General features: G+C 48.6%; 24 protein-coding genes. 16 read left to right on the top strand and 8 right to left on the bottom strand.

Going from position 1 to position 25,506, the window contains the following annotated elements; all coding sequences use genetic code 11:
- Positions 1-7: 7 nt before the first annotated feature.
- The 10 genes from ccoO (at position 8) to ttcA (ending at position 8,487) form a co-directional block, all read left to right on the top strand.
- Entirely contained in the window at positions 8-616 is a 609-nt protein-coding gene (gene ccoO, locus B2Q61_RS05965) for a cytochrome-c oxidase, cbb3-type subunit II (RefSeq protein WP_290615900.1), read from the top strand.
- Between the two features lie 2 nt (positions 617-618).
- The gene (locus B2Q61_RS05960; protein ID WP_349678748.1) at positions 619-804 is read left to right on the top strand and encodes a cbb3-type cytochrome c oxidase subunit 3; all 186 of its coding nucleotides are present in this window, start codon (positions 619-621) and stop codon (positions 802-804) included.
- Positions 797-1,771 (top strand): cytochrome-c oxidase, cbb3-type subunit III, encoded by a 975-nt coding sequence (gene ccoP / locus B2Q61_RS05955; protein ID WP_290615902.1) that lies wholly within the window; start codon positions 797-799, stop codon positions 1,769-1,771. Before B2Q61_RS05960 ends, ccoP begins: the two co-directional genes overlap by 8 nt.
- Before the next feature lie 112 nt (positions 1,772-1,883).
- Positions 1,884-2,369, top strand: coding sequence for a FixH family protein (locus tag B2Q61_RS05950; protein WP_290615904.1), 486 nt, complete (start codon positions 1,884-1,886; stop codon positions 2,367-2,369).
- A gap of 5 nt (positions 2,370-2,374) precedes the next feature.
- Positions 2,375-4,810: a heavy metal translocating P-type ATPase gene (locus B2Q61_RS05945; protein ID WP_349679150.1), complete on the top strand. Its 2,436-nt coding sequence runs from the start codon at positions 2,375-2,377 to the stop codon at positions 4,808-4,810.
- Positions 4,811-4,813: 3 nt separating this feature from the next.
- Positions 4,814-5,026 carry a cbb3-type cytochrome oxidase assembly protein CcoS gene (gene ccoS, locus B2Q61_RS05940; RefSeq protein ID WP_290615908.1) on the top strand — a complete coding sequence of 71 codons (213 nt, stop codon included), beginning with the start codon at positions 4,814-4,816 and terminating at the stop codon, positions 5,024-5,026.
- Entirely contained in the window at positions 5,023-5,697 is a 675-nt protein-coding gene (locus B2Q61_RS05935) for a sulfite exporter TauE/SafE family protein (protein ID WP_290615910.1), read from the top strand. Before ccoS ends, B2Q61_RS05935 begins: the two co-directional genes overlap by 4 nt.
- A 40-nt stretch (positions 5,698-5,737) precedes the next feature.
- Complete coding sequence (fnr, locus tag B2Q61_RS05930) at positions 5,738-6,442, top strand: fumarate/nitrate reduction transcriptional regulator Fnr (protein ID WP_290615912.1); 705 nt, start codon at positions 5,738-5,740, stop codon at positions 6,440-6,442.
- A gap of 100 nt (positions 6,443-6,542) precedes the next feature.
- Positions 6,543-7,475, top strand: coding sequence for a universal stress protein UspE (gene uspE / locus B2Q61_RS05925; RefSeq protein WP_290615914.1), 933 nt, complete (start codon positions 6,543-6,545; stop codon positions 7,473-7,475).
- Positions 7,476-7,545: 70 nt separating this feature from the next.
- Positions 7,546-8,487, top strand: coding sequence for a tRNA 2-thiocytidine(32) synthetase TtcA (gene ttcA, locus B2Q61_RS05920; protein ID WP_290615916.1), 942 nt, complete (start codon positions 7,546-7,548; stop codon positions 8,485-8,487).
- Positions 8,488-8,505: 18 nt separating this feature from the next.
- On the opposite strand, the gene B2Q61_RS05915 is transcribed toward ttcA, so the two are convergent.
- A complete protein-coding gene (locus B2Q61_RS05915) occupies positions 8,506-9,366 on the bottom strand; it encodes a glucosaminidase domain-containing protein (protein ID WP_290615918.1) in 861 nt (286 codons plus the stop codon).
- 257 nt (positions 9,367-9,623) lie between these two features.
- Between B2Q61_RS05915 and B2Q61_RS05910 the strand changes: the two genes are divergently transcribed.
- Together B2Q61_RS05910 and B2Q61_RS05905 are read left to right on the top strand one after the other, a co-directional pair.
- Entirely contained in the window at positions 9,624-10,838 is a 1,215-nt protein-coding gene (locus B2Q61_RS05910) for a pyridoxal phosphate-dependent aminotransferase (protein ID WP_290615920.1), read from the top strand.
- Positions 10,835-12,226, top strand: coding sequence for an alanine/glycine:cation symporter family protein (locus B2Q61_RS05905; RefSeq protein ID WP_290615922.1), 1,392 nt, complete (start codon positions 10,835-10,837; stop codon positions 12,224-12,226). Before B2Q61_RS05910 ends, B2Q61_RS05905 begins: the two co-directional genes overlap by 4 nt.
- Before the next feature lie 75 nt (positions 12,227-12,301).
- Here B2Q61_RS05905 and B2Q61_RS05900 read toward each other — a convergent pair whose 3' ends face one another.
- Positions 12,302-12,649 (bottom strand): YebG family protein, encoded by a 348-nt coding sequence (locus tag B2Q61_RS05900; RefSeq protein ID WP_290615924.1) that lies wholly within the window; start codon positions 12,647-12,649, stop codon positions 12,302-12,304.
- Between the two features lie 135 nt (positions 12,650-12,784).
- On the opposite strand from B2Q61_RS05900, the gene B2Q61_RS05895 reads away from it, so the two are divergent.
- Positions 12,785-14,032 carry an anti-phage deoxyguanosine triphosphatase gene (locus B2Q61_RS05895; RefSeq protein ID WP_290615926.1) on the top strand — a complete coding sequence of 416 codons (1,248 nt, stop codon included), beginning with the start codon at positions 12,785-12,787 and terminating at the stop codon, positions 14,030-14,032.
- Between the two features lie 46 nt (positions 14,033-14,078).
- A complete protein-coding gene (locus tag B2Q61_RS05890; protein ID WP_290615928.1) occupies positions 14,079-15,116 on the top strand; it encodes a patatin-like phospholipase family protein in 1,038 nt (345 codons plus the stop codon).
- A 32-nt stretch (positions 15,117-15,148) separates the two neighbouring features.
- Here the strand turns inward: B2Q61_RS05890 and B2Q61_RS05885 are convergent, their stop codons facing one another.
- Positions 15,149-16,516 (bottom strand): cyanophycinase, encoded by a 1,368-nt coding sequence (locus tag B2Q61_RS05885; RefSeq protein ID WP_290615930.1) that lies wholly within the window; start codon positions 16,514-16,516, stop codon positions 15,149-15,151.
- Positions 16,517-16,688: 172 nt separating this feature from the next.
- Between B2Q61_RS05885 and B2Q61_RS05880 the strand changes: the two genes are divergently transcribed.
- The gene (locus B2Q61_RS05880) at positions 16,689-17,081 is read left to right on the top strand and encodes an MAPEG family protein (RefSeq protein WP_290615932.1); all 393 of its coding nucleotides are present in this window, start codon (positions 16,689-16,691) and stop codon (positions 17,079-17,081) included.
- A gap of 104 nt (positions 17,082-17,185) precedes the next feature.
- Here B2Q61_RS05880 and B2Q61_RS05875 read toward each other — a convergent pair whose 3' ends face one another.
- Complete coding sequence (locus tag B2Q61_RS05875) at positions 17,186-17,449, bottom strand: hypothetical protein (protein ID WP_290615934.1); 264 nt, start codon at positions 17,447-17,449, stop codon at positions 17,186-17,188.
- Between B2Q61_RS05875 and B2Q61_RS05870 the strand changes: the two genes are divergently transcribed.
- Entirely contained in the window at positions 17,448-18,608 is a 1,161-nt protein-coding gene (locus tag B2Q61_RS05870) for a PQQ-dependent sugar dehydrogenase (RefSeq protein WP_290615936.1), read from the top strand. The genes B2Q61_RS05875 and B2Q61_RS05870 overlap by 2 nt on opposite strands.
- Before the next feature lie 40 nt (positions 18,609-18,648).
- On the opposite strand, the gene B2Q61_RS05865 is transcribed toward B2Q61_RS05870, so the two are convergent.
- From B2Q61_RS05865 to B2Q61_RS05850, 4 genes are read right to left on the bottom strand one after another with little or no spacing between them, the layout of a single operon-like run.
- Positions 18,649-19,251 carry a hypothetical protein gene (locus B2Q61_RS05865; protein WP_290615938.1) on the bottom strand — a complete coding sequence of 201 codons (603 nt, stop codon included), beginning with the start codon at positions 19,249-19,251 and terminating at the stop codon, positions 18,649-18,651.
- Positions 19,251-23,405, bottom strand: coding sequence for an RHS repeat-associated core domain-containing protein (locus B2Q61_RS05860; RefSeq protein WP_290615940.1), 4,155 nt, complete (start codon positions 23,403-23,405; stop codon positions 19,251-19,253). The genes B2Q61_RS05865 and B2Q61_RS05860 overlap by 1 nt, the downstream gene beginning before the upstream one ends.
- Before the next feature lie 14 nt (positions 23,406-23,419).
- Positions 23,420-24,418 (bottom strand): hypothetical protein, encoded by a 999-nt coding sequence (locus tag B2Q61_RS05855; protein WP_290615942.1) that lies wholly within the window; start codon positions 24,416-24,418, stop codon positions 23,420-23,422.
- A complete protein-coding gene (locus B2Q61_RS05850) occupies positions 24,403-25,452 on the bottom strand; it encodes a hypothetical protein (protein WP_290615944.1) in 1,050 nt (349 codons plus the stop codon). Before B2Q61_RS05850 ends, B2Q61_RS05855 begins: the two co-directional genes overlap by 16 nt.
- Positions 25,453-25,506: the final 54 nt, after the last annotated feature.

The raw sequence follows: 25,506 nt of genomic DNA, 5'->3' as shown, positions 1-25,506 counted from the left end.
GTTTGACATGTCGAAAAATCATCACGAAAAAATAGAAAAAAGTGTCGGTTTGCTGGGTATCTTCACCGTTATTGCCATTAGCTTTGGTACCCTGGTTCAAATTACGCCATTGATGTTTATGGAAGAAACCAAGCAACCTATCGACGGATTAACGCCTTATACTGCATTGCAAATGGAAGGCCGGGATATTTTTATCCGCGAAGGCTGCACCAATTGTCACAGCCAGATGATCCGGCCTTTCAGAGCTGAGGTAGAGCGTTATGGCCATTATTCGGTTGCCGGTGAAAGTGTCTGGGAACACCCTTTCCTATGGGGTTCCAAGCGTACAGGTCCCGATCTGGCCCGGGTAGGAAATCGCTATAGCGATGACTGGCACTATGCCCATTTAATGGACCCCCGTTCGGTCGTTCCGCAATCAAATATGCCAGGGTATCCATGGTTAGATCGTAATGTACTGGATGGCAAATACACTACCCGTAAACTAGAAATCTTCCGCGGTTTTGGCGTGCCTTATACCGATGAGGACATTGCTGGCGCAGCCGAGGCAGTAAAGGGTAAAACTGAAATGGAAGCCTTGATTGCCTACCTGCAATCACTGGGCACAGCGTTGAAATAACCATGATGGAATTTGCAACAGTTCATAGCATATTAACCGTGATTCTGTTCGTCGGCTTTGTCGCTTTCGTTATCTGGGCTTACAGTAAAAAACGTAAGAAAGATTTTGACGAAGCAGCCAATCTGGTATTTGACGACGAACCTGAATCAAAAGAACAAAAAACCAAACGGGAGTCAGATCATGAGTAGCTTTTGGAGTGCTTGGATCATTGTTTTAACGTTACCAGTGCTGATCGGCTGCTTTATTTTACTGCGCTGGAATTTAACCAACTACGTCGGCGTACCGGAAGATGAAACTACCGATCATGAAGTAGACGGCCTGAAAGAAGTTAATAACCCACTGCCTAAGTGGTGGACTTACATGTTCTACGGTACGTTAATCTGGTCAGTATTTTACCTGGCAGCTTATCCGGGCTTAGGAAATTGGCCGGGCTTTCTGAACTGGACCAGTTCAAATCAGGGTATTAAAAACCTGGAAGAATCGCGCGCAGCGGTGGTCGCAGCGAAAGCCGAAGGCAGAAACGTGCAGCTGGATATTGAAAATGAAGTGGCGGCAGAAACTTATGGCCCGGTATTTCAGCAATTTGCCAAGCGTGATGTACTGGACCTGGCTTATGATCCGGACGCACTGAAAATTGGCCAGCGGTTGTTTTTGCAAAATTGTGCACTTTGTCATGGCTCTGATGCCCGTGGCCAGCGAGGCTACCCCAACCTGACTGACAATGATTGGTTATACGGTGGCAGTGCAGCAAAAATTAAAGAAACGTTATTGTATGGTCGCCGAGCTGCAATGCCTGGCTGGGAAGCCGCGTTAGGCGAACAAGGTATTAAAGAAATGACGGCCTATGTCCTGAGCTTATCTGGCCGGGCAGTCAATGAACGTGATGCCGCCGCCGGCAAAGCCAAATTTGGCTTATGTGCCGCCTGTCATGGTGCAGATGGTAAAGGCAGTGTAGCGCACGATCTGCCATTTGGTGCACCAAACCTGACCGATAATATCTGGTTATATGGAGGTTCAGCCGGTGCCATTGAAGAGACATTAATTAAAGGCCGCTATGGCGTAATGCCAGCGTTTAAAGATACCCTTGGTGAAGATAAAGTACATATTTTAACTGCTTACGTTTACCGGTTATCCAACCCGGAAGATAAACGTTAAACCACAGGTTCGGCTCACCCTGACCCGCCGATAACTGTTTATCACGGGTGAAAAAAGCTAACACCCTCTAAGCCCCGTAAAGGGGCTTAGTACTATCAAAATAGAGGTCACAATGCGACAGGATACTAAACCCTGGTATAAACAAGTATGGCCCTGGATCCTGATTGCCATTCCGGTATTGACCGCGTTGCGGGCGATATATGCTGTAGTATTGATGAATCAGCAACAGCCTGATTTAGTCATTGATGATTACTACAAAGCAGGCAAAAGTATCAATTTACAATTAGCAAAATACCGGGAAGCGGCCTTGCGCAACTTAAACGCTACGGTGCTGATTGCCGGTAACCGTGCAGTGGTGCGCTTTGCCGAAAACGCCGTACTGCAGGACAGTGTTCATCTGGATTTTTACCACCCTACCCTGGCAGCTCAGGATTTTGCCGTAGATGCGCTACGCAGTGGTGAATTACTTTATGTGGCAACGTTGCCACTTACGCCAGCGGGAAAATGGCGGCTAAACGTCAGCGATGACAGTGGCGATTGGAAACTGCGGGCTACCTTTGAGCTACCCGCTGAACAGGAAATTAAACTCGGATATTAGTTATATTGTCAGCAGAGGCCAGATTGGCAAACATTAGCTGTTTTCATTGTTTAGAGCCGGTAATAACTGGCCAGCGCTTCCAGTTGACGATTGAAGGGAAGCCTGAAATATTTTGCTGTGCGGGCTGCCAGGCCGTGGCGCAGACCATTATTGCCAGTGGTCTGGATGATTATTATAAATTTCGAACCAAAGCCGCAGCAAAAGCAGACCTGATACCAGCCGAGCTACGAGGCGCCTTGCAACACTACGACAGCCCTGAAGTGCTGGCCGATATCAGCCAGCCACAACAACAGGGTTCGCAAATTGAGTTAGCGATTAGTGGCATGAGCTGTGCGGCCTGCGCCTGGTTAATTGAAAAGCACCTTAGCAAGCAGGTCGCCATCAATAAAGTCAGTATAAATTCGTCTACCCAACGAGCATTACTCAACTGGCAGCCCGGACAGCTTGCCCTAAGTGAGATTTTGTTACTGATTAGCCAGTTGGGTTATCAGGCCAGTCCTTTTATTGCTGATGAACAGGAAAGTCAGTTTAAAACCGAATTGAACCGTTTCTTAAAGCGACTGGCTGTTTCCGGCATTATGACCATGCAGGTAATGATGCTGGCTTTTGCGTTATATTTTGGCGAATACAGTGGCATTGATGCGTCACATCAGGGTTATTTGCGCTGGATCAGTATGCTACTGACACTTCCTGTAGTGTTATATGCCGCTCTGCCTTTTGTCAGCAGTGCCTGGCGTAGCATTAAAGCCCGCCAGCTCAACATGGATGTACCGGTTAGCCTGGCCATTTATTACACCTTTTTTGCTTCCGGCTATGCCACCCTGACCCAGAGTGGCGAGGTATATTTTGAATCGGTCTGCATGTTTACCTTCTTATTGCAGCTGGGCAAGTTTTTTGAATACCGGGCACGGGCACAAGCCAGGGACGCTACCAGTAATCTGTTGAAAATAATGCCGGTGTCAGCAACCTTGTTAAAGGACGGCCAGCAACAGGCAGTGTCGGCCCGACGCCTGAAATCAGGCGACACGATTCTGGTCAAGCCGGGCGAAACGTTCCCATCTGACGGGGTGGTTTTATCGGGCAACAGCACAGTTGATCAGTCGATGTTAACCGGCGAATATACCGCGATAAGTTGTCAGCCCGGCGAACCGGTGCTGGCGGGCACTATCAACCATGATGGCTTGTTAACCGTAACCGTCAGCTCAACGCTGGCACATTCCCGCCTGGGCCAGATCATTCAGCTACAACAACAGACCTTACATACCAAACCGCGGCTGGTCGAAAAAACAGATAAACTGGCCCGTTATTTTGTTGAACGCTTGTTGGTTATAGCCGCGGCAACCTTTGCTCTATGGTATTTCTGGCTGGATACTGAACGGGCATTCTGGGTCACATTATCCGTGCTGGTCGCCACCTGCCCCTGCGCCTTAAGTCTGGCAACGCCCACGGCTGTAACCTGTGCACTGGCCCGGCTTAATCGCCGCGGCATATTAGTAAAAAACCCCCAGGCACTGGAAACCCTACCCCAATTAAGTCATATTATTTTCGATAAAACCGGTACGCTGACAGAAGGCCGCTTTAGTATTCAGCATGTGCAACGAATACGCTGTGCCGCTGGCGATAGCATTGATGATAGCAATCTGTTAAACCTGATTGCGAATCTGGAGAAACATTCTGAACACCCTATTGCCAGGGCCTTTACCGCCAGCTTGCAGTCAAGCCTGTCGTTTACCGATGTTAGCATTAGTATTGGCCAGGGGATCAGCGCCACCTGGCAAGGTCAATTGCTTAAAGCAGGTAGCGCTGAATTTTGTCAGATAACGAAGCTGCAATTGGCGGAACACAGCAATGCCAATGTATTTGTCACACTTGATCAACAGCTATTGGCGGCAATTACCCTGGCAGACAGCTTACGCGCCGGCTCTGAGCAATTAATTGCTCGCCTACAGCAGCAGGGCTATCAGGTGGGAATGCTAAGTGGTGACAGTTCGGGTCAGGCCGCGCAGCTAGCCGCTGAGCTTAAGCTCGATTTTATGCAGCAGGGTTGTAGCCCCACAGACAAAGTGAATGCCATTAACGCCCTTGTCAACCAGGGCCATACGGTATTAATGGTTGGCGATGGTATTAACGACAGCCCGGGCTTTAATGCGGCGCATATTTCTGTAGCGGTAGATTCCGGCACTGATTTATCCAAAAACCAGGCCGATGTGGTACTGTTGCAACCGGACATCAGCACTTTAGCTATCCTGTTAAGTGCTGGTAAGCAAACTGCCCGGGTGATTCGGCAAAATCTGGGCTGGGCCGTAGGTTATAACCTGCTGATCATCCCCCTGGCAGTGGCGGGCCTGGTATCGCCGTACGTAGCAGTACTGGGTATGTCATTTAGCTCTCTGCTGGTAGTATCAAATTCACTCAGGCTGTTAAAAAACAAGAGTCATTGAATAATGAGCATTATTTATGTACTAATTCCAATTGCCATCTTGTTTGTTATGATCGGGTTGGCCATTTTTTTCTGGGCAGTACGCAGCAAACAATTTGAAGATTTGGATAAAGAAGGGTTCAGCATTCTATTTGATGAACAGCAAGCTCAGCCAAAATCTGAGCAAAACGAACCTTCTGACACATCGGCAGCTCACCGCGACAAAACCGACCAATGAATGCGGATTTAATCGCAGCGCTCCTGATTGGTTTTCTGGGCAGCAGCCATTGTATTGTGATGTGTGGCGGTATTGTCGCCGCGTTGCAATTGGCCTTACCTGAGCGCCGTTTCAGCTGGAAACTGGCAATGCAATTGTTGCTTAGTCTGGGCCGCCTGACCACTTATACCTTGTTCGGTGCGCTGGTCGGCTATTTTGGCGTACAGGCGATGGCAATAGCGGGCGTTTCGCTTATCTGGTTGCGTTTACTGGCCGGGATACTGTTACTGTTGATGGCACTCTACATTGCCAGATTATGGTTTGGGCTGACTTTACTGGAACGTGCTGGCCGGCATATTTGGGCGTTGGTCAGGCCGCTGAGTCAGAAAGTCATGCCACTTGATACCCTGCCCAAAGCTTACCTGTATGGTCTGTGCTGGGGCTGGTTACCCTGCGGTCTGGTGTATTCCACCCTGGGCTGGAGTCTTGCCAGTGGCAGCGCCAGCCAGGGCGCGCTGATTATGCTAAGCTTCGGCATAGGTACTCTGCCGGCATTATTGGTATTTGGAAGCATGGCCAGCCAGTTGAGTGCATTCAAAAACAAGCCCGTGGTGCGCTATAGCGCTGCTGCCATGTTAGCTGTATATGGTATTTATACGATATACCTTGCTTTAAAAAGACTTGTTTTTTAAGCTGTAGTGGTAAATTCAGGTACCGTCAGGAATTCAGATTATGCAACGTTCCGCTATTAACTGTCAGGATTGTGGTTTTAGTCAGTTATGTTTACCCTTTTCTCTGAGCGAACAAGAACTTAGCCGTTTAGATGACATTATTCAGCGAAAAAGGCCGTTGCATAAAGGCGATATGCTGTTTGAAAGCAACACACCTCTGAAAGCCTTGTTTGCTATCCGTTCCGGGTCATTTAAAACATTTACCTTAACCGAGCAGGGCGAGCAGCAAATTACCGGTTTTCACCTGCCTGGTGATGTCATTGGTTTTGATGCCATTAATAGTGAGCTGCATAGCAGCTATGCTGAAGCACTGGAAACCGGCATGGTTTGTGAAATCCCCTATCCCAATCTGGAGCTGCTTTTGGATCAACTGCCAAAACTACGCCAGCAATTAATGCGCTTAATGAGCCAGGATATTCAGGCAGATCAACAAATGATGCTGTTATTGAATCGAAAAACTGCAGAACAAAAACTGGCAACCTTTTTAAATCACCTGGCACAGCGTTTTGGCAGTCGGGGTTTGTCGGAGAAAGCCTTCCGCTTATCGATGACCCGCAGTGATATCGGTAATTATCTGGGATTAACGGTAGAAACCATCAGTCGTTTACTCAGTAAACTGCATAAAGAGGAACTCATTAACGTTGAAGGTAAGCTGATTACTATAAAAAATCCGCTGGCAATGCAACAATTGGCAGGCAATTGTTAGTTTTTTTGATTTAGCACAATCCTAAGCTACCCCGGCTGCTTTTTTATTGACTACACTGTTTATAATCAGCTAGCTAAATAAAAAAAGCAGGGAGTGAGCTATGAGTATTTTCAACAATATTTTGATCGTTCTAGATCCATCCGATAGTCAGCAGAAGGCCTTGAAGCGCGGGCTGGAATTAGCGCGGAAACAATCTTGCAAACTTACTGCCTTTTTGTCGGTATATGATTTTTCCTATGAAATGACCACGATGTTGTCCGGTGATGAACGGGAGTCAATGCGCCAGGCTGTGATTCATGACCGTGAATTATGGGTTGGCGAACTGATTAACGACGCCAGAGATACCGGCATTGATATTGATTTAAAAGTGGTCTGGCATAACCGGCCATTTGAAGCAATAGTGCATGAAGTGCTGGAGCACGGTTTCGATTTGGTGATTAAGGGTACCCATAATCACGACGTACTGAAATCAATGATTTTCACCCCTACTGACTGGCATATCTTACGGAAATGTCCCTGTGCGGTTTTGCTGGTAAAAGAACATGAATGGCCGGATAACGGCAATATTATTGCCGCCGTTAATGCCGGCAGTGAGCAGGATCATCATCAATCACTCAACCAACGAGTGATTAGTGATGCCAAAGCGATGGCCAAAGTATTACAAGGCAGAGTCCATATGGTTAATGCCTTTCCCGGCACCCCGGTTAATATCGCCATCGAAATTCCCGAATTCAACCCGCAGCAATATAACAGTGCTATGCGCCGGCATCATGAAAAAGCGGTGGCCGAGCTTGCCAGCCAGTTTGATATGGCAGAAGAGGACACGCATGTACTCGAAGGTATGCCAGAAGATATTATCCCGGCGCTGGCCGCAAAACTGGATGCAGAAATGGTGGTAATCGGCACCATCGGTCGCACCGGCTTTTCTGCCGCCATCATTGGAAACACCGCGGAGCACCTGATAGATCAGCTTGATTGCGATGTTTTAGCGTTAAAACCGGCTAACTTTGTCAGTCCTTTAGCAAAACACTAAAATCCGCCCTATGGTAATGGCGCACACTTGGTTATAATGTGCGCCATTTTTCTGTAGGGTTACTGTCGTTATGTCTCATGCCGCGCAAGCAAAAGCTCAATACAACTTAAATAAACTGCATAAACGGCTGCGCCGGGGTGTGGGCCAGGCCATCAGCGACTTTGGCATGATAAGCGACGGCGACAAAATTATGGTCTGCCTGTCCGGTGGCAAAGACTCGTATACTATGCTGGATATTTTGCTCAATCTGCAGCAGTCTGCCCCTATCAGCTTCAGTATTGTCGCCGTTAATCTTGATCAAAAGCAACCGGGCTTTCCGGCTGAGGTGCTGCCAAACTACTTACAGGGTATTGGTGTCGATTATCACATCGTTACAGAAGATACCTATGCCATAGTGAAAGAAAAAATTCCCGAAGGTAAAACCACCTGTTCTCTTTGCTCCCGCTTGCGTCGGGGTATATTGTATAGAACCGCCAAGGAGCTTGGCGCAACCAAAATTGCCCTTGGCCATCATCGCGACGACATGCTTGAAACCCTGTTTTTAAACATGTTTTATGGTGGCAAAATGAAATCAATGCCACCTAAACTTATCAGCGATAACGGCGAACATATTGTGATCAGGCCATTGGCGTATTGCAAAGAAAAAGATATTGAAAAATATGCCCAAGCCCGTCAGTTCCCCATTATTCCCTGTAATTTATGTGGCTCGCAAGATGGCTTACAGCGTCAAGTCATTAAAGAGATGCTACAGGACTGGGATAAGCGCTTCCCAGGGCGGATTGAAACCATGTTTCAAGCGATGCAAAACATCGTTCCGTCTCATCTGGCTGACAAGACGTTGTTCGATTTTGTCGCTATAAACAAAGAGCTTAATGGCAGCGTAGAGGGAGATACCGCTTTCGATCCAATTCGGGTCCCCGCCGTTCCCGTTGGCCTGGTTGCCGATGACGACAGCGATAATCTGGCGAGCAGTACTGGCCAGACCGGGCTGAAAATAGTGCAGTTAAGCTAGCCCAGTTAACATGCGTAACTAATCTTCCAGAAAGCGCCGGTTAAAACGGATCATACTGCTAATTTCTGCAATATACTCTTCACCCCGCTCTGAATAGCGGCCTAAACCGGCCGCTAACGCCTCGCCTCTGACCGGTTTTCGCTCTGCCCGTAATTTTGCCCGGATATCTCTGAGTGGCTCGTAGGTATGAAAGGTGTTCAGATTATAAAAATAACTACGGATACTCTGTGCCGGCGAATCAAATTTTGCAACCTCATGACTTTGATCTTCACCACGACTTAGTGGCACCAGTCCACAGCCTTCACGAAAACACCACTGTCCAAAAAAATTAAAGCCTTCTACAGCGAATCGGCTGGTACCCCAAGCCGATTCGTTCGCAGCCTGCATCAACACTAAGCTGGGGGGTAAAATATCAACCCGCTTTAATAATTCTGCAAGCATTTGCGGATCAGATTCCGCTACATCCATCCGGAACTCGTCATACAAACTGTATAAAAAAGCGTATTCGTTGATATTCAGTCGTTGGTTTTTTCTTTTCTTCTCTGCCAACTCCAGCAATTGCTGGCGCAAATATCGCAAGCGGTTATTTTCTCGTTGTACATGAGGACGCAGATAATCAAAAAACGCGCGTTTTTTCGCTGTGGTATCGCTGATTGCATTAAAATCAGGCAACGGTTTAAATTTAATCGCCGGTTCAGTATATGCCAACCGTTCCAGGACTTTTTTCTTATCCGCCTGGCCTAGCGCTGCAATTCTGTCGGGGCGTTGCCATTCGTCCAGTGAATCTTGCTGGGGGATGGGCTGTAGCCCCACGAATGGACTTAACGCGGCAGAACATACTGCCAGCCATCCAACGATAATTGCACTTTTTTTAATCAAAAAATCACCACTATATTCAACAGTTATAGAGCAAGTTCAGTTCAACTTAACCGGTTACTGCTTTGAAAAATCAATGTTCATTTTAGCCTTTGCTGGCGCTGGAGTGAACTAAAAAAAAATTCAGCATTTTTTTAGTGATAATTCGCCAACATTTATGGTCAGCGCATTGCAAATTATTCCCCTTTATGTGACAACTACACTTTATTGTTTTAGCTATCTGGATGGATATTATTTTAGGGGGCAAACCGGTTCTGGCTATGAAACCAATTGAACGTTCGACCAAGCTTGATGGAGTCTGTTATGACATTCGCGGTCCTGTGGCACAGGAAGCCAGAAAAATGGAGGAAGAAGGCCATCTTATTCTGAAACTGAATATCGGTAATCCGGCACCATTTGGCTTTGAGGCGCCGGATGAAATACTTAAACATGTTATTCATAATCTGCCAACAGCGCAGGGCTACTCTGATTCTCAAGGTATTTATCCGGCAAGAGTTGCTGTTGCGCAGTATTATCAGCAGCGCGGTATCAGAGGTGCCGATGCCGATGACGTGTATATCGGCAATGGTGTATCAGAACTTATCTTAATGTCGTTGCAGGCTTTGCTGAATAATAACGATGAGGTACTTATCCCCTCGCCTGATTATCCGTTATGGACGGCGGCCGTTAATCTGGCAGGGGGTAAAGCGGTGCATTATCGTTGTGACGAGCAACAGGACTGGTATCCGGACCTTGCCGATATTAAACATAAAATAAGTAATAAAACGAAAGCCATCGTGCTGATTAACCCAAACAACCCTACCGGTGCGGTGTATGATCAGGCTTTTTTACTGGAGCTGTTGAAAATAGCCCGCGAACACCGGTTAGTTGTGCTAAGCGATGAGATTTACGACAAAGTGCTCTATGACGGCACCGAGCATATCAGCACCGCGGCGCTGGCCGATGATCTGATAATGCTTACCTTCGGTGGCCTGTCGAAGAATTACCGGATTGCTGGTTTTCGGGTGGGCTGGCTCTTTATCTCTGGCGCCAAACATCTGGCGAAGCATTACATTGAAGGCTTAAACGTGCTGGCCTCAATGCGGCTTTGTGCCAACGTACCCTGCCAGCACGCCGTTCAAACCGCATTAGGCGGCTACCAGAGTATTAATGAATTAGTGGTACCCGGTGGCCGCTTATATGAACAGATGGACCTGGCGCACAAACTGGTCAGTGAGATTGATGGCTTAAGTTGTATGCGACCTAAAGGCGCCATGTATTTATTTCCAAAAATTGATCGCAAAAAAATCCGGATCAAAGACGATGAATTGTTCGTGCTGGATTTTCTGCGTCAGCACAAAGTATTGTTGGTTCATGGCCGGGCGTTTAACTGGCCAGAGCCCGACCATTTCAGGATCGTTTTTTTGCCGCATAAGGAACAACTTTCGGCTGCCCTTGGCAAACTTGCCCAATTTTTACCAGGCTATAACCAATGATAACTGACATTTCGTTCCAACAGGTATTTGAGAGTTTCACCGCCAAACTCGCCGCCATCGTGTTTTATGCATTTGATATTAATGGCGTTGCCATACCCATGGTATTGATCTGGCTGATTAGCGGTGCGCTGGTATTCACCTGTTATCTCGGCTTTATTAATGTCCGCGGCTTTAGCCATGCTATTGGTTTGCTAAAAAACAACAAAAGTAGCGGCGGCAGTGGTGAAATTTCACCCTTTCAGGCTTTAAGTACCGCATTATCGGGCACCGTGGGTACCGGTAACATCGCCGGTGTCGCTATTGCGATTAGTCTGGGCGGCCCAGGTGCCACCTTCTGGATGATTGTGGCGGGCCTGCTTGGCATGTCCACTAAATTTGTTGAATGCACTCTGGCCGTAAAATACCGGCAGATTAACACTGATGGCAGCGTGTCCGGCGGCCCGATGTATTACATTAAAGCGGCATTAGATAAATTTAATCTGCCGCTTACCGGCACCGTACTGGCCATGGCATTCTCGGTGTTTGTTATTTTCGGATCTGCTGGTTTTGTCCATGTTAACCAGGGGTTTGTTCAGGTGAAAACCGTGACCGGTTTTGACAATGCCTGGCTGTTCGGTGTTATTTATGCGGTACTGGTGGGCGCCGTTATTATTGGGGGCCTGAAAAGTATCGCCAGGGTTACCAGTAAACTGGTGCCGTTAATGTGCGGACTTTATCTGGCGGCGTCGCTGCTGGTTATGTTTACTCATTTTAGCGCGATCCCTGCTGCGCTGTGGCTGATTGTCCAGGGTGCGTTTACACCGGAAGCCGGTTATGGTGGCTTTATTGGGGTGCTGATTCAGGGATTTCGGCGTGCCGCTTACTCTAACGAAGCGGGCATCGGCTCCTCGCCTATCGCCCATGCCGCGGCAAAAACCAAAGACCCAATTAGCCAGGGGTTTGTTGGTTTACTCGAGCCTTTTATTGATACCGTCGTGATCTGCACTATTACCGCTCTGGTGATCATCCTGACCGGGGCGTATCAGACCCCGGGGCTGGATGGCGTGCAAATTACCTCCGGCGCCTTTGCCTCCGTTGTCAGCTGGTTTCCGTGGGTATTAATGGTGGCCCTGCTGTTATTTGGCTTCTCAACCGTTATCAGCTGGTCCTATTATGGCTTAACCGGTTGGCGTTATCTGGTGGGCCACGACAGGCGTCTGACCAAGCTTTATAAAGTGCTGTTTTGCTTTATTGTGTCCATTGGCGCCGTGCCAAATGTGATGGCGGTGTTCGATTTTATCGATTCAATGATATTTCTGATGGCGGTGCCCAATATTCTGGCGTTGTATTTGCTGCTACCTGAAGTAAAAACCGATTTAAAAGCCTATTGGCTAAAGCGGGCACGTTAATACCATAAAGGCTTTGGCTGCGCTGTCACATCTAAGTCAGCGCAGCTTTTGCTTACTATTGCCATTGCAAGTGGCTCAGGCAGCTTGCTCTGCCCCAGGCTTGTTTGCTGCTAATTCAGTCTCGTCAGGCGCTTTTGTTTCAGCGACCGCTTTAGCAGGTTTTTTTAGCGGCGATTTTTCAGCCACTTTTGCCGGCTTTTTGGCACCCAATGCAACCAGTAACGCCTCTTTATTCTGGGCCAGATATAACGCCAGAGTTTCGGTTTGCGCTTCATCAGTAAACAGGCTACTGGCATTTAAAAAACCAGCCAACTCATCAGCAGTATCCAGCATTTTGTCATAGGCATCAGCCTCCGCTTTTGAGGTAAATGTCATTTTCTCTACTCCATTGCGCTCTACAATATATTTAATTACTACTGCCATTTTGCTGCCCCTGATTAATTTTAACTGTTATTTTATACAGTATAATTTAGCCGGTGTCGAGTGCTCGAATTAAAATCGATTGTCGCGTAGTATAGTTGCCCTTGCTAAGCCGTTTTATCATGATTAAGGAAGGTTATGTTAGCAATTTGGTCAGAGCGACACTCAGAGAGCAGCCATGACAGGCCTAATGATCAACGCTCCCCCTGGCAACGCGACCGGGCGCGCATTTTGCACTCTGCTGCGTTTCGGCGCCTGCAATCAAAAACCCAGATCCTGGGCATTGGTCAGAATGATTTTTATCGGACAAGGCTTACTCACTCATTAGAAGCAGCCCAGATTGGTACGGGCTTAGTGAGTCAGCTGGAAAAAAAGGCGACCGGACACATTAAAGCCGCACTGCCGGATCCGAGCCTGATGGAAGCCTTATGCCTGGCCCATGATATCGGCCACCCGCCGTTTGGCCATGGCGGTGAAACCGCACTGAACTATAAAATGCTCTCTGACGGTGGCTTTGAGGGCAATGGCCAGACCTTGCGGATTGTTGCCAAACTAGAGCCTTATACTCAGCACCATGGCATGGACTTAGCACGGCGTACTTTACTGGGGTTATTAAAATACCCGGTATTGCAACCCACGTTAGCCGCCACCAGCAGCGCAAATCCGCTTAACTTAAATCAGTGGAAACCCGCCAAAGCCATTTTCCAGGTCGACGCTGATATTCTTGACTGGATATTGCAGCCACTAAGCAGCAACGATCGCGACGCCTTTCAGCGGGTAGAAACCTTAGCACAATCACCTTTTATTAAATCCCGCTATAAGTCGCTGGATGCGTCGATTATGGAGTTAGCTGACGATATAGCTTATGGCGTTCATGATCTAGAAGACGCTATTGTGCTGGGTAACGTCAGCTATGGTCAGTGGCAGCAGTATACCGGCGATGATATGCAACAGCTGGGTGCCAAATTGTTCAGCAATGAGCATCATATCCGTAAAGATGCTATTGGCGCGTTGGTAAACCGGCTTATCACCTCGGTAGAGGTATATCAGTCGTTACCGGATGCCTCCGAGCCGCTTATCCGCTACAACGCACGGTTACCCGGTGCGGAAACCGCATTGTTACACAGCTTAAAAAAACTGGTATTTAACTGTGTTATCAGGCAGCCAATTATTCAGCAATCCCGCTTTCGCTGTCAGAATATGTTATTACAGCTGTTTGATGCTTTTGCTTCTGATCCCAGCCGCCTGCTCCCGCTCAACACCCAGCAGCGTTGGCACAGCGCCAGCGAAAATGACCAGGGAATGCGGGTAATTTGTGATTATATTTCAGGCATGACTGACGATTATGCTGAACGTATGCACAAGACCCTGTTTGGTCCGTTGTAACCCGTTTTACTATCGGTGTGAGAAGCTTACTGGAGACCCTGTCGTTTTGAATAAACTTCGTGTATTAGCCGGCCCGGGTGCAATGGCACATATTAAACAACATGGTCTGCACGCCGACGATATCAGTGTGATGGTGGGCGCAAGTGGTGGCCCGAAATGGTTTTGCTTATTTGGCCTTGACCAGTACCTGCTGGCCGATTTTTTTGCCGGGCGCACTAAGCCACTGCATTTGCTGGGCAGTTCAGCCGGAGCCTGGCGCTTTGCTTGCTACGCTCAAGCCAACCCGGTTGCCGCCTCACAACGTTTTGCAAATGCATACTCGACAATTCGCTACCCGGCAGGTGCTAATATTGAGCAGGTAACCCGTATTTCATCGGCCATTATCGACCAGGTTTTCAGCGCTGAGCAACAAGTTACTGAAGTGCTGGAAAATCCGGTGATGAAACTTAACCTGATTGTTGCCAAAGCCAAAGGTATCAACCGAAGTCAGCGCAAACTATGGCAAGCCGCTGGCTTAACCCTGGCGGCGGGTGCTAACTTGTTAAACCGGCGTAACCTGCGACACTTTTATCAGCGGGTGCAATTCTATCCTGAACATAGCCAGGCACCGTTTCACCGCTACACCGGTCTGCCTACCCAACATGTACCGTTAAGCCAGGCTAACCTGCGTCAGGCCGTAATGGCCAGTGGCTCTATTCCGTTAGTACTATCTCCCGTAAAGGACATTGCAGGAGCAGGGCCTGGTATGTATTACGATGGCGGCATAACCGACTATCATTTTGATTTGCCATTTAGTAATCATGGCCTGGTGTTATATCCGCACTTTTACCCCCATCTTACCCCGGGCTGGTTCGATAAAGCACTTAAATGGCGCCGGGCCGATGCAGCCCATTTGCACAACGTGGTATTACTGTGTCCAAGCGCAAGTTGGGTGGCCAGTTTACCGAACGGTAAAATACCTGACAGAAATGATTTTAAGCTCAGTGATCAGCAACGGATCGCTAACTGGCAAACCGTATTGCAGCGCTCTCACGAGTTGGCCGAGGCGTTCGCGAACGGCCAGTATCAACTGGAACCACTGTAGACAACGGCTGTTTACAGCGCCGACCAACGTAATTATTGTGCTGCCAAGGCTTTTGAACTGGCGACCTCAGTTGTTGCTGTTAACGGTTTAATACTAAATTCGGTGGGTATAATATCCAGCTTAACGCCAAAAGCACTGCCACTGTCGAGCAAACCATCGAGATACTGCCAATAGCCTGTAGTATATTCGTCCTGACTAAAACGCAGGGTAAAACCCATCCCTTCGCCCTGATGCAGATAGCTAACCACTTGTGTGCTGCCTTTATTGTCAACCAGATCAAAGGTCAGCAGATCTTTTAGCCGGGTATTACGACTGAACACACCCGATACCACCGGTTTTGCCAGATTAAGATACTCATGGCCGACAGTCGCTGATTTCAGTGGGTTTGCCACAAATTGCTCCGTGTCAAAATGATAATGATCTCCGCCCTGCATCACGCTGATCCGCACATTTTCAATATGATAGCCGTGGGGGTTGTCAATCCGCCTGGCATGACTCACATCAATGGCGGTAACCGAACCGGCGCCAATAACCTGAACACTATGATTCGCCGCAGTGTATACCAGCGCGGTATTCTCATCGATGCCAAAGCCCAGCGGAAAGGTTGCTTTGTTTAGTTCGGCCGCCACAATCAAACGGCCAAAACGGGCTTTGCGGTCAAAGTGCTGATCAATAATGGCATGGGGAAAAAGACCCAGACCCGGTGCCAGCATTAGCGGACCATTCTCCTGATCCTGCATGCCGTTATAACTCTCGGTAGTGCCTTCTGTCAGCGCCCCCCACGAATCACCTGCCGCAATCATAACATCACTCATCATTGCTGCACCGGCACTGGTTCCGCCAATCACCCCACCACGCTGATATAAAGCCCATATAGCTTCAAGCAATACTGATTTATGGCCATCGGGCGCCAGGGTGGCGGTAATGTTCAGCTGATCGCCGCCCAGAAACCACACTGCGGTATACTGACTAAGGTGCTCTGCCAGCTGTATATCAGTAGCACCACGGCGCCACTGACTTTCATCTAAATCGGCGGTGCTTTTATCGTCCGCTACCGCAATCGGAAATAAGGTTATCTGGTCCTCATCCAGACCATAACGCTCCATGTCCTTCTGAAATTGCTTAAAGTATTTAACAGGCTGGCTACTGGCCGCAGGAACCACGGCAATCCGCGCCTGCAGCGCCCCACCGGCCAGTTCAATAAATCTCTGATATACCTGCGCATTTGACGCCGCCAACGCCCCGCCAACCAACACCAGCGACCCTTTATCTGGCAAAGGTAAAGGCGTCGGTGTATCTGCCTCAGTGCAACCTGTTAAACCAGTTATAGTAAAAATTAAAATTAAAATAGAAATCGGAATTGAGTTAGGAATCGACTTCGAAATAAGAATGTGCTTCACCAGATTTGCTCCATCTCTATGCTTCTAGCATTTGTTATTTTTATGGCCCACCGCACAGAGTACCAGATTTAAGCTGGTCAGGTCACTCGCTACGCAGTAAGCTGAAGTTATACTGTTTCTTTCAATCTCAGCGCTATACTGGAGCGCTAAACATCAACCGGAGAATGTTTCAATGCTAAGTACGCTTTTACTCACCTTGTTTATCGCCATGCTATTGCCATTTTTAGCCAAAGCGCCCCTGGCGTTTGCCATGCAAAAATCCGGCGGCTATGACAACAACAATCCCAGAGAACAACAGGCAGCCCTTAAAGGCTTTGGCCAGCGTGCCAATGCCGCCCATTACAACAGCTTTGAAGCATTAATTATTTACGGCTGCGCGGTGTTAAGTGCCGTAGCACTAAACGCAGTAGACAGCACCACCGTTATTCTGGGCTGGGTGTTTATCGCCAGTCGCATTCTTTATTACATCTGTTACTGGTTCGATTATGCCACTCCACGTTCCACCATATGGGCAATAGGCATAATAGCTGCATTTTGTATTGCTGGCCGAGCGATATTTGCGTAAGGCATCGGTTATACAACCAGGTATAGCGCCGATACCACGTTAATCAGCGTCTACCTGGTGATATTGCCGTGCGTTGCTATACTGAGTTGCTTACCATCTAGCCTCTAAATACTGGTCAGAATACTGGTCAGATTGAACGATAACCACTGCAGGAGTATTGCCTTGAGAACAACGCTCTTGCCGTGGGTAATGCTTTCTTTGCTAATTCTTATGTCAGCCTGTAGCGGGCGCGCCCAATTATCTGCAAAGGCCGGCACCGGCACTGATCCGCTACTACCGCCGCCTAACCCTTCTCTGATCCCCACCGTCAATATCGCACCAGCAGTCGGCTGGCCAAACGGTGTCACGCCAACCCCGGCGTCAAACATGAAGGTCACATCCTTTGCCGACGGCCTCGAGCATCCACGCTGGCTGTACGTTCTGCCAAATGGCGACGTACTGGTTGCCGAAACCAATGCGCCCCCAGGGAAAAGTGGTATCGGCGGCATTAAAGGCTGGATAATGAAACGGGTCATGACAAAAGCCGGGGCTGCCGTACCCAGCGCCAACCGCATTTCACTGCTTCGCGATACCGATGGCGACGGCAAAGCCGAATTACGCACTGTTTTTTTGCAGGGTCTGCATTCGCCGTTTGGCATGGCGCTGGTGGGAGACACCTTGTACGTGGCCAACGCCAATGCATTAGTAAAAATGCCTTATCAGCGCGGTGACACAACGATAACCGCTACGCCTACCAAGGTTACTGACTTACCCGGCAAGGGCGATGAATTGAACCACCACTGGACCAAGAGTTTGCTCGCCAGTGCCGATGGCAGCAAGCTATATGTCGGCGTTGGCTCAAATAGCAACATCGCCGAAAACGGCATCGATGCCGAGCATATGCGCGCTGCCATACTCGAAATTGATATTGCCAGCGGTGCGTTGCGAACATTCGCAACCGGCCTGCGTAATCCGGTAGGCTTAGACTGGGAGCCCGAGACTGGTGCACTGTGGGCGGTAGTAAACGAACGGGACGAATTAGGCAGCGACCTGGTGCCCGACTACCTCACCTCAGTGCGCCGGGATGCATTCTACGGTTGGCCATACAGCTATTTCGGCCAACACATTGATAAACGTGTTAGTCCGCAAAAACCAGAGCTGGTGGCGAGTGCTGTGGCGCCAGATTTTGCCCTGGGCGCACATGTCGCGCCGTTAGGTCTGGCCTTTAATAACAATACGGTGGCCGGCTATGCAGAGGGTGCCTTTATCGGTCTGCATGGTTCCTGGAACCGCCAGCCACTAAACGGCTATGAAGTTGTCTTTGTCCCCTTCGCTAACGGTATGCCAACCGGTCCGATGCAGGTGGTGCTGTCAGGCTTCATTGACGCCGACGGCAACGCCCGCGGCAGACCTGTTGGCGTTGTAGTAGATGGGCATGGCGGCCTGTTGGTGGCCGACGACGTTGGCAACACCATATGGCGCGTTACCAGCGCACGCACTATTTTTGAACGGGTTTCAATCAAAGATTCTACTGGCAAGCCTCGTTAAGCAAACTATTAGCGTGTGGCCTTTGCTCAAAGCTTTGTTACTAGTGTTTAGTGATCGTTTCATTCAATGCTTGTTCTAAAGTTCTGAAAAACTTTTCAGCTCGGTCCGGATGATCGTAATCCTGAAGAGCAATTGCATAATCGACTGAATCAAAATGTGACATTGATTTTATAGCCTCTAAGATTTTCATAGTTTTACCCATAAATTTATCAGAAATATCATTTTCTAAAGAATTTAAATCTTTGAAATTACTATATAGATATCTCATTACATTTATTTCTGGAGGGTAATCTACATAGAATTTCAAAACATCATCTTCAATAGTTTTACCTATTATTTTTTTTCGATCGAATTTTACACCACACAAATCAAATATTTTTTCATACTCAAAAATTATCGCTGTACTAGAAGCAAAATTCCAAACATCTTCATTGGTATAGCATTTCGCAACGGTGTCAGTGTAGTCTGCCTCTTTGTGGGAAAGAATCCAAATTATCGCTTTACAATCTGCAGTCAGTTTAGCTAAATCTTTTTTAGCTTCATTAATTTTTTTTGGTGAGAGAAATGTAGCATTTTTATTAGGGATAACACCCCACATAGTATATAGAAATGAAAACACGTTTCTGGGCAAGTTATTAATCATTAAAATTCCATCCAGTCATCAGGAATTTCCTCACCTGTCTGCCAATCTTCCGCTTTTCTAAAATCTACATGAGTTTTTTCATTCATTGAAAAACCGTCTTTTCTATATCCAGTTCTCTTAACTTTATCTAAAAAATCATTCTTCATTCCACGGTTCTCTAATTCTTTGAAAAACTGATTATTATGCTTTTGGGTAGTTTCATAGTGACCTGACTTATTACTCACTTCAGTTAATAATCCATCAATGACTTGCAAGGTACCCGCTGATGCAACGGCACCACCACTCGCTAACGAGGAATGGTGAAATATTTCTCTTTCTTGATAATTCGAAGCATATATACGTCCATCGGCTTCCATGACAAATATAGCACCTCCCCAAATTGAAATTGCCTCCCCCGTATCGAAAGGCTGACCTGAAATTTTGTTTACTAGTAAACCATTACTGACTTCAAGTTCAAATTTTAATTTCTGTTTTTCATCAAGGTATTCAACTACATTTGGTTTATTCCAACGCATGCAATTGTCTAGATCATTTTCGCCATTGTATCCAGGCAATAGATCAGTTGTCTTGTAAAATGGCTTCCCCTCCTTACAACTCAACCCCAACGGATCAACCCAATTAACATGATTAGGCGCATATTGGTAGTGGTTAATGCCGCCTAGCAGGCCTATGGGGTCCTGGCTGATAAAGCGGCCGGTTTCGGGATCGTAGTAGCGAAAGTGGTTATAATGCAGCCCGGTTTCACTATCAAAATACTGGCCTTGAAAACGTAACGGGTTATCAATTTCGTTACGCGTTACAGCCGCTTTACCAAATACTGAGTAGCTGGCTTGCCAGACGATATTGTTTTCACTGTCGGTTAACGATAGTGGCGTGCCGAGTTGGTCTAACTGGTAATAATAAATCGCGCCATTTTTCAGTAGTAATAATGGTTTATTGCTGCCTGGCTCGAAGATATACCAGCTATATTCACCGGCACAGCGCTCACCGATAAGCTTATCGCCATCCCAGAAATACTCGGTGCGCTCGCCACCGCTGATTTTAGCACTGCGTCTACCCAGGGCATCGTATTCGTAGCGGCTGATAGCACCGTTGCAGCTAACGCTGGTTAGCTGGTTAAAGCCATTAAACTCACGCTGCTGGCTACTTGGGCCAGAGGCAGCATGTAACTGGTTGCCACTGTCATCGTACTGATACTGCTTATCGTGATAGCGCAGCAGCCGGTCTTGTTTTACTTCAATGCCTTCGCCAGTGGGGTTGCCAAAACTATCCCATTGATGGCGCTCATTCTGGCTAGGGTCTGTGCTATGCTGCTTGTTGATTAACTGGTCCAGCGAATTGTACTGATACTCAGTGTTGCCCAGCTGGTTATCCGTTACTTTTTGCAGCTGATGCAATGGCGTATAACTGTACTGGCGTTGTTGCCCGAGCTCACCCCGCCGCCAGTGCTGCATGGTTAAGCGGTTAAAAGCATCAAACTGCTGCTCCAGCATCAGGCCGCTGTTGTACTCGCGGGCAGTTTCGCGCCCGGCACTGTCGAAGGTGCGCCAAATTACAGGCTGCTGATTTACTGCCAGCTGGGTCAGCTGGCCTTCTTCGTTGTAACGGTAGTCTATGTTGGTGCCATCAGGTAGCTGAGTCGTGCTGCATTTACCTTGCTCATTATACTGATGATACGTGCAGCTGTTATCCTGCCATATCTCAGTCAGCTGGCCGTTTAAATGGTAATTAAACCGCAGTTTGCGCTGGCCATTACTGGCCCGCAATACCCGGCCAATTTTGTCATAGTGAAAATGATTACTGGCCAGCGCCTGGCCATATAGCGCCGTTTGTTCGGTGATCCGGCCGCGTTTATCCCGCTTTACTTTCAGCTGACGTTTACTGCCGTCTCGAACGCCGGCAATTTTGCCGTTAATATCGTACTGCAAATGCTGCTGGCGGCCATCAAAGCCCTGCAAACGCACCGGCCGCTCCTGAGCATCATAGTCCAGCTGATAGCTGGCACCGTCGCTGCGCATAATGGCGGTTAAGTTACGTTCATTATCATACTGGTAGTCAAAAGCACTGCCATCTGCTTGTAACAGCCGGCTCGGTTGGCTTAATCCGCCGTACTGGCGTTCAACGATGTCCCCATTGGCATTGGTTGTGCTTCGTAAACGGCCACTCTCGTCGTAGCTGAAATGCTGCTCCAGACGCTGTGCAACACTCAGACTTTCACTTTCTGCCGGATACTGCACTTGTTTTAACAGCTTGCCAGCAGGGTTGTAATGGTATTCAGTTACCAGACCACTGGCATCTACCATGCCGTTTAACCGGCCCAGGCTGTCATAGCTGTAACGGGTTAGCGCATCGTTATGTTTCACCGCCAGTAGCTGGCTTTCATCACTCCATAATAACCGCTGCACGCCACCTGCGGGTAAATACACTTTCTCCAGCTGGTTTTCACCATTATACTGGTATCGCGTAACCGAGCTGTCAGGGTTAGATTCTTGTAATAACAACCCACCAGCGCTGTATTCCCGGCGCCATTGCCGCCCTTCAGCGTCAATAATAACGCTGCGTTGGCCCAGCTCATTATATTGAAAATGCGTAATAGCTGCGTCAGCTTGTTCCAGAGTAACCAGCTGAGAGTTTTCATTATAATAAAAGCGGGTCTGGCTGCCGTCCGGTAATGTTTCAGAAGTTTTTTTGCCCTGCTTATTCCAGCTGTATTGCCAGGTCGCACCATCCGGTGCCACCTTTTTTATCAGCAAATTTCGCTCATTATGAAAGTACTGCCAGCAATGGCCGTTACCATCGATACTGCTGGCGCTGTGATTGCTATCGTCATAACTGAAACGATAGTCATAAATGCCATTATCACCCCAGTTACGAACACAGCGGGCTGCCGGGCCGTTACCCTGCCAGCTGAAATAATGACAAAAGCCACTGGCTCGTTGCCGTACCGTGAGTAAATGCTGGCTGTACTGATATTTTTCTGTTTCGTCACCACTGTTGGTTGCACCGATTAGCTCTTTTTCGTCGTTGTACTGGTACTGCGCCAGCAACAGCTCTGTGCCTTTGGCTCCTTGTTCACTCAGGCTGACAGCTTCAATCCGGCTTAATAAGCCGGCAGCATTGTAGTGCAGTTCAATGCCTTTTTTGCGGGTATAATCAATACGGCTCAGCCGGCTTTGCCGGTTATAATAAAGCTGCAGATAACGCCCCAGGCTATCCATTACCTGATGCAGCAGCCAGCGTTTTCTGCCGGCTTGATCATCGTTTCCCGGGGCAGGATCAGTGGCCGCAGGTACAAATATCCAGTGCGTATTATCTGGCTTTAATAACACCAGGCTGCCATCGGTTTCTGCACGCAGAGCCAGCTCTTCGGCGAGTTGATAGCTGGTCTGGCCAGGCTCTGGCCGACTAAAATGCAGTTGCCGCCCTTCTTCATTTACCAAACGCAGGGTCGTCGTGCCGGCTTCATCACTTACGCTATCGATATGCAGGTTAAAATTACTGCGCCAGCCATAACCAAACCCAATATTCTGATGGCTTTGACTGGAACGGTACGTGCGTCGCCATTGCATCGGCAAGGGGCCGGCAAGCTCAAAATCGGTTAGTTCAAGAATTTCTTCGCCGGTACACATTGACACCGGATCACCACATTTTTCAACCTTGTCGGTCTCGGGCGTTTGCCGGCTGGCGGCATTGGTACCGCTCTTTTCTGATACAACATGGGCCCTGCTGGCGGCGCTGCTATTACCCGAACTGCTGGCTGCAGCTTTGCCTCCCCGTTTCATGGTTTTAGTGCTAGCCCTGGGTGGCGTGACAGACTCAGCTGCGCCCAATACAGCTTTTCGTTCCGGCACCTGCAAAACAAGTAATTTGCCGTCCAGTAAGGTTGTGGCCAGGGTGCGACATAATTCAGCGTCACGCACCGCGCTTAACGGCGCTGCTAAATCTGCCTGCGCTGATTGACGGCAAAACCATTGATACACCTGTCTGATACTGTCACTTTGGGTGGCGCTGCGATCGAATGACTGGCGGATCCAGTGCGTAGCAGCATCGCGGCTGGTAAAGTTTAGCGGCGCGCCACTTTGGCCCTGGCTGTCAGTGCAAAAGATATACATTTTGCCTGAACGGGATTTAAGGGTTAAAGAATGCGCCACCATGCCAGTTGTTGTCCTTAAGAGTCAGATATATTACTGGCTTGTTGCCAGCTGAAAACCGCCACGGCGCGGTACAAACGCTGTGAAATTTCACATTGCAGGGTAAAACCACGGTGTCCTGCGTTTAAATACCCCAGGTACAAATGCAACAATCGGTAAACTCCGCCAGCCGCGCCAAGCTCGCCGGTAAAATAGGCTGGAAAGCTCAGCTGAGTGGCGGCATCAATCACCGGCGCTAAGCGCGGATAGTGCGGCTGCCAGCAAGCTGTTGTCGCGCTACTGCCGTTATCTGCCAGATACAACCAGCTCAGCGGACCGTCAGTATTCGCGCTGGCACCGTCAAATAGATTGCCTATAGCCAGTTCATCGGTTTCAGTGCTAACCGTGGCATCTGAGGCCAGATAATGACACCGTAAACCGGTATCGCTTTGTGTAAGCGCCATAGCCACCGCAGCCTCAGACCACACGATTTGTTCCGTTTCCAGGTTCTCTGAGTAGTCAGCGTCCTGGCCTACTTTTGCAGCAGCGCGCGTCATTGCAGCCTGCTCCATCGCATTTGCAACCGGGCTATCCAGAGCAATCAGCCATATCACTGGGGCTCCGCTATCCAGTAATTGTCTGGCCGTGGCAAGCGCTAACAGTGCCGCACTGCTGCCATAAGGAAATAGTTGGCATGCAGCATGACTTAGCAACGAGGGAAACTCTTGCTGCAGTGCGCTGATAAACTCGGCTAACATCTGCTCGCCTGCCAGCTGTTCCGGTAACACCAACAACACCGGCGCCGCAGCTGGTGCAGTACTTAATTGCGGCCATAAGGTACGAAGCAACGCAACCAAACGTGCTGGCAACGGCAAGCCGGGTTCAATCTCAGACAGTTGATTAAATTGCCACCACTGGCCATACCGCAACACCAGACTTGGCGCTACCGGCACCACGTCCAGCTGCATTGCCCAGTCAGTAATGGCAGTTTTACCCAGCACCGCGGCGTAATCTTTTACTGCTAGGCAGTTGGCCATACACCACCCTGCCAGTTGTTCGGTTCTGCCAGGGCCAGGCCTGGTTGCTGCATTACTTGCAGAGCGGCAGCAGCAAAACGTTGATACTGATTTCCGCTAAGCCAACACGCCGCTAAATTCAGCCTACTTTGCAACTGGCCGCCAAGCAGTGGCTCGATGGTATCGGCCACATGCTGGCTCTGCTCTGCTGCCTTGCCGTTTAGCAGGTTGTCTGCTGCCAACGCGCCCAGCATGGTTATCAGGGCGCTTTGTGCTGCTGCATGGTGTGCTGGCTCACGGGCTATTTCCAGCAGCAACGGACAAAACTTAGCTAAACCGCTAAAGCCCATTGCATTAACCGCCAGCGCAATATCGCTAATACAGAGTGCATTTACTATTCGTACTTTATGCTCAGCAGACGCGCCAAGCAGTAATAACTGCAGTTGTCTGGGCGTCAGACATTCAGCGCTTTGTAATTGCTGCACAATGTCGTACTCGTCTATGTGATGCCCTAACAGATACAAACTGTAATTGAGCTCGGCCAGGCTTGCTGTATCAAGGGTGTTATCTGCTGCCAGCTGCTGTAAGGCAGCCCGCTGCATGGTTAAACCACTATGTCCGGCTATTTGAATCGCGCTTCGTATATCAAAGTCTTGCATGGCCCTAAAGAGCCTGCCGGCAGCCGGTTTGTCGGCAAGCAAACAGATGAACTGGCTTTGTTCTGGCCGGCAGTACTGCTCAAAATAATGTGCTTTATTTTTTTGTTGTAATGCCAGCCATAACTCAGCCAGCAACACTTGTGCAGACAACGCAAACGGCAATGCCAGGATTTTGTCCAGTTCAGCGACATGGTTATTCAGCACTGCATTGAGCCAGAATGGCATGTCATCCCGCTGCTGACGCAGATAGCGCTGACATAAACGCACACTTTGTAGCAATCGATAGTCGTGCTGCTGCAACTGGCTAAGCGTAATATAGTCACTACTACCAAGACGCACTCTTTGCAGCCATAACAGATTGCTGCGCTCTGCCAGATCAGTGAACGTTTGCATCATTGCTTAGCCATACCTCTGCCATTCCTTTGCCTTAGTTCTGTCGCTTCTGGAATA

This window comes from Arsukibacterium sp. UBA5043, assembly GCA_002415085.1.
GTDB lineage: Bacteria > Pseudomonadota > Gammaproteobacteria > Enterobacterales > Alteromonadaceae > Alishewanella.
This window is presented reverse-complemented; position numbering and strand designations above follow the sequence as displayed.

Coding starts and splice junctions, on each gene's coding strand:
- B2Q61_RS05900 (WP_290615924.1), bottom strand. CDS start 12,649: ATGGCAGTAGTAATTAAATATATTGTAGAGCGCAATGGAGTAGAGAAA.
- ccoS (WP_290615908.1), top strand. CDS start 4,814: ATGAGCATTATTTATGTACTAATTCCAATTGCCATCTTGTTTGTTATG.
- B2Q61_RS05855 (WP_290615942.1), bottom strand. CDS start 24,418: ATGGCCAACTGCCTAGCAGTAAAAGATTACGCCGCGGTGCTGGGTAAA.
- B2Q61_RS05905 (WP_290615922.1), top strand. CDS start 10,835: ATGATAACTGACATTTCGTTCCAACAGGTATTTGAGAGTTTCACCGCC.
- B2Q61_RS05960 (WP_349678748.1), top strand. CDS start 619: ATGATGGAATTTGCAACAGTTCATAGCATATTAACCGTGATTCTGTTC.
- uspE (WP_290615914.1), top strand. CDS start 6,543: ATGAGTATTTTCAACAATATTTTGATCGTTCTAGATCCATCCGATAGT.
- B2Q61_RS05850 (WP_290615944.1), bottom strand. CDS start 25,452: ATGATGCAAACGTTCACTGATCTGGCAGAGCGCAGCAATCTGTTATGG.
- B2Q61_RS05880 (WP_290615932.1), top strand. CDS start 16,689: ATGCTAAGTACGCTTTTACTCACCTTGTTTATCGCCATGCTATTGCCA.
- ttcA (WP_290615916.1), top strand. CDS start 7,546: ATGTCTCATGCCGCGCAAGCAAAAGCTCAATACAACTTAAATAAACTG.
- B2Q61_RS05870 (WP_290615936.1), top strand. CDS start 17,448: ATGAAGGTCACATCCTTTGCCGACGGCCTCGAGCATCCACGCTGGCTG.
- B2Q61_RS05895 (WP_290615926.1), top strand. CDS start 12,785: ATGTTAGCAATTTGGTCAGAGCGACACTCAGAGAGCAGCCATGACAGG.
- B2Q61_RS05875 (WP_290615934.1), bottom strand. CDS start 17,449: ATGTTTGACGCCGGGGTTGGCGTGACACCGTTTGGCCAGCCGACTGCT.
- B2Q61_RS05910 (WP_290615920.1), top strand. CDS start 9,624: ATGAAACCAATTGAACGTTCGACCAAGCTTGATGGAGTCTGTTATGAC.
- B2Q61_RS05935 (WP_290615910.1), top strand. CDS start 5,023: ATGAATGCGGATTTAATCGCAGCGCTCCTGATTGGTTTTCTGGGCAGC.
- B2Q61_RS05860 (WP_290615940.1), bottom strand. CDS start 23,405: ATGGTGGCGCATTCTTTAACCCTTAAATCCCGTTCAGGCAAAATGTAT.
- ccoO (WP_290615900.1), top strand. CDS start 8: ATGTCGAAAAATCATCACGAAAAAATAGAAAAAAGTGTCGGTTTGCTG.
- B2Q61_RS05865 (WP_290615938.1), bottom strand. CDS start 19,251: ATGATTAATAACTTGCCCAGAAACGTGTTTTCATTTCTATATACTATG.
- fnr (WP_290615912.1), top strand. CDS start 5,738: ATGCAACGTTCCGCTATTAACTGTCAGGATTGTGGTTTTAGTCAGTTA.
- B2Q61_RS05950 (WP_290615904.1), top strand. CDS start 1,884: ATGCGACAGGATACTAAACCCTGGTATAAACAAGTATGGCCCTGGATC.
- ccoP (WP_290615902.1), top strand. CDS start 797: ATGAGTAGCTTTTGGAGTGCTTGGATCATTGTTTTAACGTTACCAGTG.